We start from the raw sequence: 13,202 nt of genomic DNA on the forward strand, positions 1-13,202 counted from the left end.
TGGGCTCTATCCGCCCAAGGCAGGCATCTGAGGAGGAGTTGGACGCCAGGTGACGGTCGCGGGACGACGGTCCGCGGGCTATCCGGCGTCGGGAGACGGCGCGGCGGCGAGGGCGTCCGCGACGGTGGGGAAGATCGGGACGTGGGACGCCAGCCCGGTGATCCACAACGCGCGGGCCGCGCCCTGCTCGACCGCGACGAGGCCCAGCCAGCCTCCGTCGTCCAGCGCGCGCTTCCAGCAGGTGACCAGCAGCCCCGTCGCTCTGGAGTCGAGGAAGTCCAGCCCGAGCAGGTTCACCACGAGGTGCGGCCCGAACTGGGCGAATGCCTTGTCGAAGAATTCGGTGGCCGATTCGTGCGTGGTGAAGTCGAGCGTTCCCCGCACCGTCAGCACGCCCATGCTTCCGCTGCTCTCGGCGGCGAACGTGGTCTCGGCTGTCGAGATGTTGTGACGATCAGCCATCAGGACACTTCCAAGGAGTTCGGCAGAATGCGCGCGACCAGGATGCAGGTGTCGTCGCCGGTGTTACTCGGGGCCAGGGTCTCCATGACCGCCGCCACCCGATCCTGCGGTGGCACCTTCGGCACGGTCTTGGCGATCGCCGCGCTGAGGATGTCGAGGCCCTCGAACAGGTCCCGGCCCGGGCGTTCGATGAGACCGTCGGTGAACATGAGGAGGAGATCGTCCGGCTCCAGCTGGATCTCGGCGCAGCTGTAGCTCACGTCCTCGAAGACGCCGAGCAGCACGCCGGGGTGCAGCAGCCGGTGCACCTTGGTCCCCCTGACGAGCAGCATCGGCGGGTGGCCCGCATGGGTCCAGCTCAGCGTGCGGTCCTTGGTGCGGTAGCGGGCCACGACCGACGTCGCGAGCACGTCGGGCCGCATCCGCCGGAGGAGCCGGTTCAGCGCCACGAGGATCTGCGCCGGATCGTGGTCGGCGAAGGCCAGCCCGGTGATCGCGTGCCGCAGCTTGGCCATCGCGGAGGCGGCGGCCAGGCCGTGCCCGGCGACGTCGCCCACGGCCAGCAGCGCCTCGCCGTGGTCGAGGTGGATGGCCTGATACCAGTCACCGCCCAGCGGCGCGGTCTCGGCCGGGAAGTAGCGCACGCCGAGCTGCAGGCCGGGCACCGAGTCCTGCATCGGCAGGATGATGCTCTGCAGTCGCGCGGTGAGCTGCGACTCCTCCTCAAGCCGCTGGGTGACCTCGGCGAGCTCGTCGGCGGTCCTGCGCCAGTCGGTCACGTCCTGCACGACGCCGTGGATCTCGACGGGCATACCGTTCGCGTCCCGGGTGACCTCGGCCGTCGCCCTGATGTGCCGGTACTCGTCACCGACACGGATGCGGATGTCAAACTCGTGCGGCCCGCCGGTGCCGGTCAGCGTCGCGAGCGCCTGCTCGACGATCGGGACGTCGTCGGGGTGGGCGATCTCGCGGTAGTACTCCAGCGCGAACGGCCCCTCGGCGGGGTCGCGCCCATGGATGATGTAGAGCTGGTCGGACCACTCGGCATCGCCGGTGATCAGGCTCCAGTGCCCCCATCCGAGGTGGCCCAGGCGCTCGGTGTGGAGCAGCCGGGCCGACAGGCGTTCCTCCCTGTCGCGGCGATCCCAGGAGACGAGCAGGCCGCCCTGCAGCCATGCGAGGCGGACGCCGTAGGTGGACAGATGAGGCACGCCGTGCCCGTCTTCCCGGTGCACGTAGGGATCGACGTCCTCGGGATCCCCGGTCTCGATGACGCGGAGGCAGGCGTCCCACAGAGGGGAGCCGGCGACGCCCGGATACGCCTCAAGCGTGCGGAGGCCGACGAGCTCCTTGCCGGCCCTGTCGCGGACGTCCCTGGCCTCGGGTCCGGCCGCGCACACCTCGAAGTCGACGATCGCACCGGCCTCGCCCCGGACGGGCGCCAGCCAGACGGTCTGCACCGGGATCGCATCGAGCATGGCCTGCACCAGCCCGGCCATCGCTTCGGGATACGATTCGCCTGCGTCGAGAGACGAGCCGCTAACAGCAGTAAGCCGCAGGATGCGATCACCTCCACTCATTGAATCCGCCGGCCACCCTTCTTCAGGCATCCACAAGAGCGGACTTTCGGGAGGATCGCTCTTGCCTTCCCGATGAGGTTACCCTCCACCCTTCAGGATAGGCGCTGGATGCCTTTGGTCTCCTCGCCAGGCTCCGTCCGTCCTGGGCGCACTCCCCCTGTCGACTCCGCGCACGTCATCGACGCGCCCGCCCGGCGCGATCCAGAAACACTTCCTCTTGTCGTCAAGAAAGGGTCCGGCCGCGCGGCACGGGCCGCGCGCTCCCCTGACGGCCGCGCACAATGCGCTGGTCGATCTGCGTTGATCGATTGCGGGCTGATCGATTTAGGGCTGATCGATTTGGGCCGGCTGGTGGGGAGGGCGAGCGATGATCAGGGCGTCAGCGGGCATCGCGCCGGCCCTCGTGGTCGCGCTGCTCGCCCCACCTCCACCCGCACCCCCACCCGCACCCGCACCCGCACCCGCATCCGCGGAGGAGTTGCCGCCCTGCCCGCTGCTGATCGGCCACGGCGGCTACCCGAAGAGCGCCGGCGCCAAGGCCAAGGACGTGATCCGCCAGCCCAACGTGCTGCGGGCGGTCGACGACCAGGCTTCATGGGGCGCCGACGGCGTCGAGGCCGACGTCCAGCTCACGCGGCAGGGCACGAAGGCCGTCATGTGGCACAACAGGACGACCAACGGGCTCACCGGTCCCCGGCAGGAGATCCGCGAGATCGGGTGGGCCGACGGGCCCGGCGACCTGCGCGACCGCCGCGTCGCCCGCGGGCCGTACGCGGGTGAGCGCGTGCCGACGCTGCGGGAGTGGCTCGACCACGTCCGCGCCCGGGGGCTGATCGCGCTGCTGGAGATCAAGAAGTCCGCCGGGCCCGTCCTGGCCGACCCGGAGCACGGCACCGCCGCATGGCGGGAGATCGTCGACCCCGTCGTCGAACGGCAGGACGAGCAGCCGATCCTCGTCTACTCGCGTGACGAGTGGATCGAGGCGGGGCTCGCCGATCGGCTGCCGGATCATCTGCGAGGGTCGGCGGCGAAGTGGGCCGACGGCGTCAAATGGGACGAGCCACCGCCCCCTTGGCAGCTCAACGTGCCGCGGTGGCAGGCCGTGTTCGACCGCGCTCCCACCAGCGTGATGACCAGCCACACCGCGGACTACCGCGCCTGGCTCGACGGCAGGTGCCACCGCTATGCCGCCGGGCCGCGGTAAATGAGGTGACGGGCGCGGGCGGGGGCGGCACGATGAGACGCCACCCTCTTTCCCGTGTTCCACGTCCTTTGGAGTCGTCCTCATGCCCGGCCTCCGCCGTGATCTCGGCCTTCTCAGGGATCGGCGGTTCGCCCTGCTGCTGGCGGCCCGGACGATCTCCGTACTCGGCACCGCCTTCGCGCCGGTGGCCCTCGCCTTCGGCGTGCTCGGCCTTCCGGGCGCGACCGCCACGACGCTGTCCGCCGTGCTCACCGCCGAGGCGCTGCCGATGGTGCTGTTCATGCTCGTCGGCGGGGTGATCGCCGACCGGCTGCCGCGCCACCGGGTCATGATGACGGGGGAATCGCTCAACGCGGCGGCGTACTTCTGCCTCGCCGCGATGATGCTCACCGGCTGGACGCCGCTGCCCGCCCTCGTGACCGCGAGCGCGGTGAGCGGCATCGCCTCCGCGGTCCTGTTCCCCGCCCTCACCGGAATCATCCCGGACGTGGTGCCCGCCGACCGGTTGCAGACCGCGAACGCGCTGCTGGGCCTGGGACAGAACATCTCCCGCGTCGCCGGCCTCGTGCTGAGCGGCGCGGCCGTGGTCCTGCTGGGGAGCGGGTGGGCGCTGACGGCCAGCGGGGCGATGTTCACCGTGGCCGCCGTGCTGATCGCGCTGCTGCGCCTCACGCCCGCCGAGCGCGCGGCCGGCGGCGGGCACTCGGTGCTGGCCGAGCTGCGGGACGGCTGGCGCGAGTTCGTCTCGCGGCAGTGGCTGTGGGTGGTCGTCGCCCAGTTCTCGGTCCTGGTCATGGCGCTGCAGGCCGCCCACGGCGTGCTCGGGCCGCTGGTCGCCAAGCAGTCCCTGGGCGGGGCGCCCGCCTGGTCGGCCGTCCTCGCGGGCGAGGCCGTCGGCATGATCGTGGGGGTGGTCGTCACGCTGCGCCTGCGGCCCCGGCGGCCCATCCTGGTCGCGACGCTCCTCACGCTGCCCACCGCCGCGCCGTACGTGCTGCTCGGCCTGAGCGCGCCGTTGTGGACGATCGTGGGCGGGGCGTTCGTGATGGGGGTGTGCTTCGACATCTTCGGCGTGCTGTGGCAGACCACCATGCAGCGCGAGATCCCGGCCGAGTCGCTGTCGCGGGTGAGCTCCTACGACGCGCTCGGGTCCCTCATGTTCGGGCCGCTCGGCCTGCTGCTGGCCGGGCCCGTGGCCATCGCGGTGGGGCCGCGGCCGGCGCTGGTCGTCTGCGGGGCGATCATCATCCTGGTCACGCTGGCCGCGCTGCTGGCCCCCGGCGTACGCGGCCTGCGGGTCGTCGACGACGAGCCCGCGGGCGTAGCCGCGTCGCGATGACGGCCACCCGCCGGCCAGGGGCCCGAGGTGGGGCCGGGAGGCCGCGCCCCGGGCCCGCGGGCGCCTACCGGGCCGGCTTGGTCAGCCGGACCTCGACGCTGATCCCCTCCGCGCGGATCTCACAGGTTCCGAACGCGCTCTCGGCGGCGAGGCGCGCGAACAGGCCCCGGGAGTAGGCGCGGCGGCGCAGCGCCAGCAGCGGCATCTTGGTCATCAGGGAGTTCAGCCGCGTGAGCCGCATCCCCCTGACCTCCTCGTCGATGGCGGCACGGGACGCCTCCCGGCTCATGTCGTCGATCACCGCCGTGCCGCCGGGACGCAGCACCCGGTGCATCTCGTCCAGCACGCGGACGGGCCGCCCGAAGTTCTTGAAGGCGGCCTGACAGACGATCAGATCGAACGAGCCGCCGGGATAGGGGAGGTCGGCGGCGTCGCCCAGCCGCACGTCGACGCGCACCCCTGCCCGGGCGGCGTTCTCCGTGGTGATCTCCACGAACGTGCGGCTCAGGTCGATCGCGGTCACCGCGCAGCCGAGCCGGGCCATCTCGACGGCCAGATAACCGGGCCCGGGGGCCACCTCCAGGACGGCCGCCCCGGCCGGCAGACCGGCGGTGACCTGCGCCGCGTACCGTCGTACGGCGGCGATCTGGGGCGCCGAGGCGCGCTGGCGCGCGTACCACCGGGCCATCGCGCCCTCCATGCCGGGCGCCTGCTTCTGCGTGACCTTCTCCATGGTCTCCTCCGGTTCCGGATCATGCGTGTCCGAACCGGCCCGTGGAGGGAGCCCGGTTATCCTTGCGGTTGCCACCTTCCGACCGGATTCCGCCCGCGGGTTTCGGTTCGAGGGTCACGGACTCCGGCCAGGTGTTCCCGCACCTCGGCCGGGGTCCGTCCTGATGAGTTCAGTCCGTTCTGAGGTCCCTTTCCGCGAATTCGCCCGCCTCGGGCGGCATCCGCCCGGACTCGCGCCAGGCCCGCCACATCGCCAGGTCGGGGAACCACCCGGTGGTCAGCTCCCCCATGGAGGACTGCACCCAGGACGCCCCGGCCTCGCGGATGGCGAGGTCGCACTCCGCCTCGCGAGCACGGCCAGGCCCAGAAGATTGCTCGCCTTCCGCCGTCCGGCCATCGGCCTCGCTCCATCCTGATACTCGTATGCGACTATACGTTGACGAGTATGATCCGTCCATACCGTGAACCCGAAGCGCGGCAAGTGGCGAGACATGGCTGTCAGTTCCCCCCGAAGGGTTAGGCCGGCTCGATGCCATGGTGTCGTTGATGATCCCCCTTGCCACCCCACGCCTGGACTCGGACCTGATCGCCGAGTCCAGGGCGCGGCCCGAGGCGTTCGCGGCACTGTTCGACCGCTACGCGTCGATGCTCTACCGCTACGTGTCCCGCCGCCTCGGCCCCGAGGTCGCCGAGGACTTGGTGGGTGAGACGTTCCTCGTCGCGTTCCGGCGCCGGGACCGCTACGACCTGGCCCGCCCCGACGCCCGTCCCTGGCTGTTCGGCATCGTCAGCAAGCTCGTCTCCCGGCATCACCGTGACGAGGCCGCCCGCTATCGGGCGCTCACCCGCAGCCCGTTCGACGACGTCGCGGAGTCCCCCGCCGAACGCGTCGAGGACGGCGTGAGCGCGACGGCCGTCCGCCCACTGCTGGCCGCCGCGCTGGCGCGTCTGTCGAAGGGCGATCGCGACGTCCTGCTGCTCATCGCGTGGGCCGACCTGTCGTACGACGAGGTGGCGCAGTCTCTCGGCATCCCCGTGGGCACCGTGCGCTCGCGTCTGAACCGGGCCCGCCGCAAGGTGCGCGAGTCGCTCGGCCACACCAATCCGCTGCGGGACGAGGAGTAGCCATGGACGACCTCACGATGCTCCGCGACCTAGGCCGCGGCCTCGACCGCACCCTCGAACATGAGCCCCCGGCCGGTCTCGCGCGCCAGCGGCGCCGCCTGCTCGACGAGGCGGCGGGCGGGCGCCGCCGGCGCCTGACGCCGTTCACCGGCGGACGCCGGGCGGGCTGGATCGCGCTGGCCGCGGTCGCGGTGGTCACCGCGGCGCTGGTCGTGGTGCCGACCGTGCTGCTGCGCGGGACGACCGGCGCGCACACCGTGGCACCGCCCGCGGGAGACCGCCCGCCCAAGAAGGGCGAGGCCCTGACCGTGCTGCTCCTCGGCTCCGACCGGCGTCCGACGTCCGCACGCGTCGGCGACTTAGGCGAGCGCAGCGACCTCATGGTCCTCCTGCGGCTGTCCGCCGACCGGAAGCGGGCGACGGCCGTCAGCCTGCCCCGGGACTCCATGGTCCGGATCCCGCAGTGCCGGTCGGCCGACGGCCGGACCGTCGCCGCACATGAGGACATGATCAACCAGGCGTACGCGATCGGCGGCCTGACCTGCGCGTGGAAGACGGTGGAGAGCACCACGGGCATGCGCGTCGACCACGCCGTCGCCGTCCGCTACGACGGGCTGGAGAAGCTGGTCGACGCGCTCGGCGGTGTGGAGGTCACCCTCCCCCAAGCCGTGAACGACCCCAAGGCGAAGCTGAAGCTGCCCGCCGGCCGGTCCGTCCTCGACGGCAGGACCGCGGTGGCCTACGCACGCCTGCGGTTCGCGTTGGGCGACGGCTCCGACATCGCCCGCGTCAAGCGGAATCAGGCCCTCATCCAGGCGTTGCTGAAGAAGGTCTCCCGTCTCGACGATCCCGCCGCCCTGGCCGCCCTCGTCCGCGTGGCCGCGACGTCCCTCACCGCGGACGCGGGTCTGGACCTGGACACCATGCTCGCGCTGGTGGGGGACGTGCAACGGGCCGGCACCCGGGTCACGTTCACGATGGTGCCCTGGCGGCCCTACGCGAAGGATCCGAACCGGGTCGAGTGGCGGCAGCCGGACGCCGCCCGCCTGTTCGACCGGCTCGCCGCGCTCTGAGTCACGACTCGGACTCCCACAGGGCTGCGGCGCGGGCCTCGACGAGACCGCCGATGCGGGCCAGCGCCTCGGCGGCGGGCATCGCGTCCAGGGCGCGGCCGTCGCGCAGGCGCAGCGCGACCTCGTCGCCCACGGCCTCCTTCGCGCCGATCACGGCCTGGTAGGGCGCCAGCCGGGCGGCCCGGACGCGGGCGCCCAGGCTGCCGTGCTCGGGCCCGGAGACCTCCGCCCGCAGGCCCAGCTCGGCGCAGCGCCGTACGAGCGCCTCGGCCTGCGGCAGTTCGGCCTCGGTCACCGGCAGGACCACCACCTGGGCGGGGGCGAGCCAGGCCGGGAAGGCGCCGCCGTACACCTCGATGAGGTGCGCCACGGCCCGCTCCACGCTGCCGATGATGCTGCGGTGGACCATGACGGGCCGGTGCCTGCCGCCGTCCGGGCCGATGTAGTGCAGGTCGAACTGTTCGGGCTGGTGGAAGTCGACCTGCACGGTGGACAGGGTGGCCTCCCGCCCGGCGCCGTCGGCGATCTGCACGTCGATCTTCGGGCCGTAGAACGCCGCCTCGCCCTCCGCGGCCTCGTAGGCCAGGCCGGAGCGGTCGAGGACGTCGGTCAGCATGGCGGTCGCCCGCCGCCACATCTCGGGGGCGGCGACGTACTTGCCGCCGGCCCCGGGCAGGGACAGCCGGTAGCGGACCGGGCGGATGCCGAGCGCGGCGTACGCGCGCCTGATCATCTCCAGGGCCCCGGCCGCCTCGGCGGCGACCTGGTCGAGGGTGCAGAAGATATGCGCGTCGTTGAGCTGGATCGCCCGCACGCGGGTGAGCCCGCCGAGCACGCCCGACAGCTCGGAGCGGTACATGCCGCCCAGCTCGGCGACGCGCAGCGGCAGCTCGCGGTAGCTGTGCGAGCGGGAGCGGTAGATCAACGCGTGGTGGGGGCACAGGCTCGGCCGCAGGACGACCTGCTCTCCCCCGAGGTCCATGGGCGGGAACATGTCGTCGCTGTAGTGCGACCAGTGCCCGGAGATCTCGTACAGCTCCCGTTTGCCGAGCACGGGGGAGTACACGTGCCGGTAGCCCGCCCGCCGTTCGGCGTCGCGGATGTACTCCTCCAGGGTGTGCCGGATGACGGCTCCGTCGGGCAGCCAGTAGGGCAGCCCGGAGCCGATCAGCGGGTCGGTGTCGAACAGGCCGAGCTCGCGGCCCAGCTTGCGGTGGTCGTGCATCGCGGTCTCCTCGCGTTTCGGCTGCGGCGAGGCGAGTGACCGGACGACGAAGCCCCGGGGCGCTCGCCCCGGGGCTTCGATGAAAGTACGAATCAGCGCGCCGGGACGGTCTCCGGCGTCGTCGTCAGGCAGGCGCGCATCATGCCGCGAACGCTAGCACAGCCGTTGATCGTCTCTGAACCGGTTTCACCGCACGCCTTCGCTTGGAGACCCTGCTGCGCGCGGGCGGCGTGCCCATGGAGCAGGTCGAGGCCACCGTCGCCGACCTCGCCGCGTACGCCGCCGAGACCGGCGCCGACCCGGACGAGGAGTTCGGGCCGGTCGGCGACTTCGCCGGGCAGTTGCTGGCGGCGCGGGCCCCCGAGGCCGACGCGGCGGCCGCCACCGAGTGGCGGTGGACCGCCGACATCTTCACCGACCGCCAGATGCTGGCCCGGCTCGGCGACCAGGGCTGGGAGATCGACCGGGTGGACCACGTCGGCAGGTTCATCAGCCACCGCGATCCGGAACGGCCGCAACGGTGGGAATACCGCAGGGAACTGTCGATCGGCGGTGCCGCGCCGGCCGCGCGGCTGGAGCCCGAGGGGTGGGAGCTCTGCGGCACCTGGATGTGCTGGCGATACTTCAAGCGGCCCAGGGCCGCCAGCGTGGGACCGGCCGCGCAGCTCGACTCTCCGCCCGCGGCCCCCGGCCGCAACGTCTTCTTCAGCCGGCGGTTCTACCTCGTGCTGGCCGTGATCCTGCTCGCCGTGGTCCTGCCCGGGATCCTGTGGCGGCCGTCGGACGACGACGGGCCGGGCTTCTTCGCCGGCATGGCCGTCGGAGGCTGCGTCGCGATCGCCGCCCTGGCGGTCATGTGGCTCTGGACGGCCCGCCGCCGTCGCTGAGCCCGCTGCCGGGCCCTCCGCCCCGGATGCTCAGCGCGTCTGCGAGGCCGCCTCGGCCGAGGCGGCCCGCCCGTCGCCGAACACCTCGGCGACGAGGCGCTGCGTCGCCTTCTGGAACGCCTCGCCCATGGACAGATCGGCGTCGTCCACATAGTTGAGGGCGGCGGTCAGGGTCGTGCTGCCGTCGGGCGTGCTGTACATCAGCGCCGCGTGACCCGCCATGCCGCCGTTGTGCGTGATGATGGTGCCGCCACCCGGCACCTCCTGCACGAACACCCCCAGGCCGTAGCCGGCCTTCGCCTCGGGCGTGCACATCTCGGCCAGCAGCTCGGCCGGCAACAGCTTGCCCGCCAGCAGTGCGGAGATGAACGTGTGCAGGTCCTGTGTGGTGGAGATCATGTCTCCACCGCTGGAGATCCAGGACGGGTTGTGGCGGGTGACGTCGACCGTCCGGGTCTGGCCGTCCTCGTCGTACCGGTAGTAGGCGTGGGCGTGCGGCTCGGGAATCTCCTGCTCGGAGGTCGGCTGGATGGTGCCCGACAGGCCGAGCGGCCCCAGGATCAGCCGCTGCATCTCCTCGGCGACTGAGCGGCCGGTGACCTTCTCGATCAGCAGCCTGGCCAGCACGTAGTTGGTGTTGGCGTAACTCCAGTCGGTGCCCGGTTCGAAGCGCGCCGGCTTGGACAACGCCAGCCGAGTCAGCTCCTCCGGCCGATAGGTGTGGAACCGGTTGTCCACCCACTCCTTGCCCGCGGGGGTGGCGGGGATCCCCGGCACGAACGTGCCGTCCTCGAAGTACTCGCCGGTGAAGTTGAACACCCCGCTGGTGTGCTGCAGCAGCATCCGCACCGTGATCCGCGGGTCCAGCCCGAACTCGGACAGGTAGTCGTCCACCGCGGTGTCCAGCCCGATCCTGCCCTCGGCCACCAGTTGCAGCACCACCGTGGCGGTGAAGGTCTTGGTGTTGCTGCCGATCCGGACGTGCCCGTCGATCGGCGGCTCTTCGATCCGGCCCAGCTCGCGCAGCCCGGCGCTGCCGGTCCACTCGCCGTGCTCGTCGTGCACCCGCAGCGTCACCCCGACGAAACCGGAATCGACCATCTCCTCGATGATCTTCTGCAGCTCCGGGCGAACCTGGCCGGTGAGAGTGACGGACATGGTGGGGCTCCTTCAGGTGACTTCGCTTGGACGGTTGGAGGCTGCGGGCAGAGGTCGCGGGGGACGGACTGCTGCACGCGCTCTCCTGTGCCCGTTGTTTCGAACACAGGAAACGCTACGTTGCATTTCTGAACTGCACAACATGATTGTTGCGTACGAACGATGAAATCGCAGGCCACAGCCGAGAAATCGTTGCGATGGCCGTGAATTCTAATGCAACGTTCTCCGTCTGTTCGTTGCAATAGATCGAAAGTGAACGCTAGGCTGAGGAGGCCGCAGACCACGAAGGAGACCGCGATGCCGGGAGGCAGGCTCACCCAGCAGGACCGCCAGCAGATCGCGCTGGGACTGGCCGACGGCCTCGCCTACGCGGAGATCGCCAGAGGCCTCGGCCGCCCCACTTCGACGATCACGCGTGAGGTGATGCGCAACGGCGGCCCCACCGCCTACCGCGCCGATCTGGCTCACCGCGCCACTGAGCGCCGCACCCACCGCCGCAGGAAGGCGGCGCCCCGGGATCCCGGCACATCCCCGCAGGCACCCGGACGCGATGCCGAAGCGGTGCGTGAGTACGAGGAGGTGTTCGCCACCGTCTTCATGCAATCGGGCCTGCCCAAGATGACGGCACGGATGCTGGCCGGCCTCTACACCACCGACGCCGGCAGCCTCACCGCCTCCGAACTCGCCGGACGCCTGCAGGTCAGCCCCGCGTCCGTCTCCAAAGCGACCACGTTCCTCGAGAGCCAGGGCCTGATCCGCCGGGAACGCGACGAACGCCGCCGCGAGCGCTACGTCGTCGACGACGACGTCTTGTACCAGTCGATGATGGCCAGCGCCCGTGCCACCGCCCACCTCGGCGAGGTCGCACGACAGGGAGTCGGCGTCCTCGGCCCCGGAACCCCGGCCGCCGCCCGCCTGGAAAACATCGCCCGCTTCGTCGCCTTCGTCTCCGAGAGCATCGCCCGTGCCGCGGACCAGGCCCGCGAGATCCTCCACACGAAGGTCGAGACGACTTCGGACAGCGCTACCTGAGCACGGATCGCGGGCAGACGGCCCCGGCGGCCACCGCGGGGACGTCAGCCGGTTTCGGGAGACACCCAACCGCCGGCTCGCCTGTCTTCGGACGTCACGCGCGGCTGGTGGGGGACTCATCGCACGAACCCGAGCGGAGGGCCCACTAGCCTGAGCGGCGATGGACCGTATGACGACGGCGCGCGGTGATCTCGACCTCGCCCGCTTTCCCCAGGATACCCGCGACCCGCTCCGCGCGTGGGACGCGGCCGACGAATACCTGCTGCGGCACCTCGACGAACGCGAGGGCGGGCCGGTGGACCTGTCGGGCAGCCTGGTCGTGCTGGGCGACCGGTGGGGCGCTCTCGCCACCGCTCTCGCCACCACGCCGGCCGCGCGCCGCCCCGTCCACGAGTCAGTCCACCGGCCGATCCACCAGCAGATCCTCCGGCCGGTCCAGATCAGCGACTCCTTCCTCGGGCAGCAGGCCACCCGCGCCAACCTCGAGCGCAACGGCCTCGACGCGGACGCCGTACGGCTGCACACGACCAGGGACGCGCCGCCGGACCGGATCGACGTGCTGCTGGTGCGGGTGCCCAAGAGCCTCGCCCTCCTGGAGGACCAGTTGCACCGCCTCGCCCCTCACGTGCACGAGGGCACGGTGGTCGTCGGCACCGGGATGGTCACCGAGATCCACACCTCGACGCTGACGCTGTTCGAGCGCGTCCTCGGGCCGACCCGGACCTCGCTGGCGGTCAGGAAGGCGCGGCTGATCTTCTGCTCGCCCGGCCCCCAGGTGTCGCGAGGGGCGAATCCGTGGCCGCGGAGCTACGCGTTGCCCGCTGACGTCGGGGTGGTCTCCGGCCTGACCGTCGTCAACCACGCCGGCGTCTTCTCCGCCGAGCGCCTCGACGCCGGCACCCGCCTCCTGCTGCGCAGCCTGCCCGCGCGTACGGGGGCCGAGCACGTGGTCGACCTCGGCTGCGGCAACGGGGTGGTCGGGCTCGCCGCGGCGCTGTCCAACGGCGAGGCCGAGGTGACGTTCATCGACGAGTCCTACCAGGCGCTGGCCTCGGCGGAGGCCACCTTCCGGTTGAACGCCGGGGCGCAGGCCGCCGCCAGGTTCGTGGCGGCCGACGGCCTCGCGGACTTCCCGCCGGGCACGGCCGACCTGGTGCTGAACAACCCGCCGTTCCACACCCATCGGGGCAGGACCGATGCGACCGCCTGGCGCATGTTCAACGGCTCGCGTGCCGCGCTGCGGCGGGGTGGCGAGCTGTGGGTGGTGGGCAACCGCCACCTCGGCTACCACGTGAAGCTGCGCCGGCTCTTCGGCAACTGCGAGGTCGTCGCGAGTGACCCGAAGTTCGTCGTGCTGCGGGCCGTGAAACGCTGACCCTGATCCG

General features: G+C 71.7%; 13 protein-coding genes. 7 read left to right on the forward strand and 6 right to left on the reverse strand.

All coding sequences use genetic code 11. The features are described from left to right. Nucleotides 1-78: 78 nt before the first annotated feature. Together FLX07_RS03785 and FLX07_RS03790 are read right to left on the reverse strand one after the other, a co-directional pair. Entirely contained in the window at nucleotides 79-462 is a 384-nt protein-coding gene (locus tag FLX07_RS03785; protein WP_142567961.1) for an STAS domain-containing protein, read from the reverse strand. Continuing rightward, complete coding sequence (locus tag FLX07_RS03790; protein ID WP_167748100.1) at nucleotides 462-1,961, reverse strand: PP2C family protein-serine/threonine phosphatase; 1,500 nt, start codon at nucleotides 1,959-1,961, stop codon at nucleotides 462-464. The genes FLX07_RS03785 and FLX07_RS03790 overlap by 1 nt, the downstream gene beginning before the upstream one ends. Before the next feature lie 448 nt (nucleotides 1,962-2,409). Between FLX07_RS03790 and FLX07_RS03795 the strand changes: the two genes are divergently transcribed. Beyond that, a complete protein-coding gene (locus FLX07_RS03795) occupies nucleotides 2,410-3,246 on the forward strand; it encodes a glycerophosphodiester phosphodiesterase (protein WP_142567963.1) in 837 nt (278 codons plus the stop codon). A gap of 82 nt (nucleotides 3,247-3,328) precedes the next feature. After that, nucleotides 3,329-4,585: an MFS transporter gene (locus FLX07_RS03800; RefSeq protein WP_142567964.1), complete on the forward strand. Its 1,257-nt coding sequence runs from the start codon at nucleotides 3,329-3,331 to the stop codon at nucleotides 4,583-4,585. 64 nt (nucleotides 4,586-4,649) lie between these two features. On the opposite strand, the gene FLX07_RS03805 is transcribed toward FLX07_RS03800, so the two are convergent. Both FLX07_RS03805 and FLX07_RS38275 read right to left on the reverse strand, forming a co-directional pair. Then, entirely contained in the window at nucleotides 4,650-5,318 is a 669-nt protein-coding gene (locus FLX07_RS03805) for a class I SAM-dependent methyltransferase (RefSeq protein ID WP_142567965.1), read from the reverse strand. 169 nt (nucleotides 5,319-5,487) lie between these two features. After that, nucleotides 5,488-5,619, reverse strand: a complete 132-nt coding sequence (locus FLX07_RS38275) for a hypothetical protein (RefSeq protein ID WP_268239425.1) — start codon at nucleotides 5,617-5,619, stop codon at nucleotides 5,488-5,490. Between the two features lie 244 nt (nucleotides 5,620-5,863). Between FLX07_RS38275 and FLX07_RS03810 the strand changes: the two genes are divergently transcribed. Continuing rightward, nucleotides 5,864-6,442 (forward strand): RNA polymerase sigma factor, encoded by a 579-nt coding sequence (locus tag FLX07_RS03810; RefSeq protein ID WP_223853777.1) that lies wholly within the window; start codon nucleotides 5,864-5,866, stop codon nucleotides 6,440-6,442. Nucleotides 6,443-6,444: 2 nt separating this feature from the next. Further along, nucleotides 6,445-7,515: an LCP family protein gene (locus FLX07_RS03815; RefSeq protein ID WP_142567967.1), complete on the forward strand. Its 1,071-nt coding sequence runs from the start codon at nucleotides 6,445-6,447 to the stop codon at nucleotides 7,513-7,515. A gap of 1 nt (nucleotide 7,516) precedes the next feature. On the opposite strand, the gene thrS is transcribed toward FLX07_RS03815, so the two are convergent. Further along, on the reverse strand, nucleotides 7,517-8,872 hold the full coding sequence (gene thrS / locus FLX07_RS03820; protein ID WP_308424376.1) for a threonine--tRNA ligase: 1,356 nt from the start codon (nucleotides 8,870-8,872) through the stop codon (nucleotides 7,517-7,519). 71 nt (nucleotides 8,873-8,943) lie between these two features. Between thrS and FLX07_RS03825 the strand changes: the two genes are divergently transcribed. Then, a complete protein-coding gene (locus tag FLX07_RS03825) occupies nucleotides 8,944-9,627 on the forward strand; it encodes a hypothetical protein (protein ID WP_142567969.1) in 684 nt (227 codons plus the stop codon). Nucleotides 9,628-9,657: 30 nt separating this feature from the next. Here the strand turns inward: FLX07_RS03825 and FLX07_RS03830 are convergent, their stop codons facing one another. Continuing rightward, the gene (locus FLX07_RS03830) at nucleotides 9,658-10,785 is read right to left on the reverse strand and encodes a serine hydrolase domain-containing protein (RefSeq protein WP_142567970.1); all 1,128 of its coding nucleotides are present in this window, start codon (nucleotides 10,783-10,785) and stop codon (nucleotides 9,658-9,660) included. Between the two features lie 297 nt (nucleotides 10,786-11,082). Between FLX07_RS03830 and FLX07_RS03835 the strand changes: the two genes are divergently transcribed. After that, the gene (locus tag FLX07_RS03835; RefSeq protein ID WP_142567971.1) at nucleotides 11,083-11,817 is read left to right on the forward strand and encodes a GbsR/MarR family transcriptional regulator; all 735 of its coding nucleotides are present in this window, start codon (nucleotides 11,083-11,085) and stop codon (nucleotides 11,815-11,817) included. A 160-nt stretch (nucleotides 11,818-11,977) separates the two neighbouring features. Continuing rightward, nucleotides 11,978-13,192 (forward strand): methyltransferase, encoded by a 1,215-nt coding sequence (locus FLX07_RS03840; protein ID WP_142567972.1) that lies wholly within the window; start codon nucleotides 11,978-11,980, stop codon nucleotides 13,190-13,192. Nucleotides 13,193-13,202: the final 10 nt, after the last annotated feature.

It is taken from the genome of Microbispora bryophytorum (assembly GCF_006874465.1).
GTDB lineage: Bacteria > Actinomycetota > Actinomycetes > Streptosporangiales > Streptosporangiaceae > Microbispora > Microbispora bryophytorum.

Coding starts and splice junctions, on each gene's coding strand:
- FLX07_RS03800 (WP_142567964.1), top strand. CDS start 3,329: ATGCCCGGCCTCCGCCGTGATCTCGGCCTTCTCAGGGATCGGCGGTTC.
- FLX07_RS03815 (WP_142567967.1), top strand. CDS start 6,445: ATGGACGACCTCACGATGCTCCGCGACCTAGGCCGCGGCCTCGACCGC.
- FLX07_RS03785 (WP_142567961.1), bottom strand. CDS start 462: ATGGCTGATCGTCACAACATCTCGACAGCCGAGACCACGTTCGCCGCC.
- FLX07_RS03805 (WP_142567965.1), bottom strand. CDS start 5,318: ATGGAGAAGGTCACGCAGAAGCAGGCGCCCGGCATGGAGGGCGCGATG.
- FLX07_RS03830 (WP_142567970.1), bottom strand. CDS start 10,785: ATGTCCGTCACTCTCACCGGCCAGGTTCGCCCGGAGCTGCAGAAGATC.
- FLX07_RS03835 (WP_142567971.1), top strand. CDS start 11,083: ATGCCGGGAGGCAGGCTCACCCAGCAGGACCGCCAGCAGATCGCGCTG.
- FLX07_RS03790 (WP_167748100.1), bottom strand. CDS start 1,961: ATGGCCGGGCTGGTGCAGGCCATGCTCGATGCGATCCCGGTGCAGACC.
- FLX07_RS03795 (WP_142567963.1), top strand. CDS start 2,410: ATGATCAGGGCGTCAGCGGGCATCGCGCCGGCCCTCGTGGTCGCGCTG.
- FLX07_RS03810 (WP_223853777.1), top strand. CDS start 5,864: ATGATCCCCCTTGCCACCCCACGCCTGGACTCGGACCTGATCGCCGAG.
- FLX07_RS03840 (WP_142567972.1), top strand. CDS start 11,978: ATGGACCGTATGACGACGGCGCGCGGTGATCTCGACCTCGCCCGCTTT.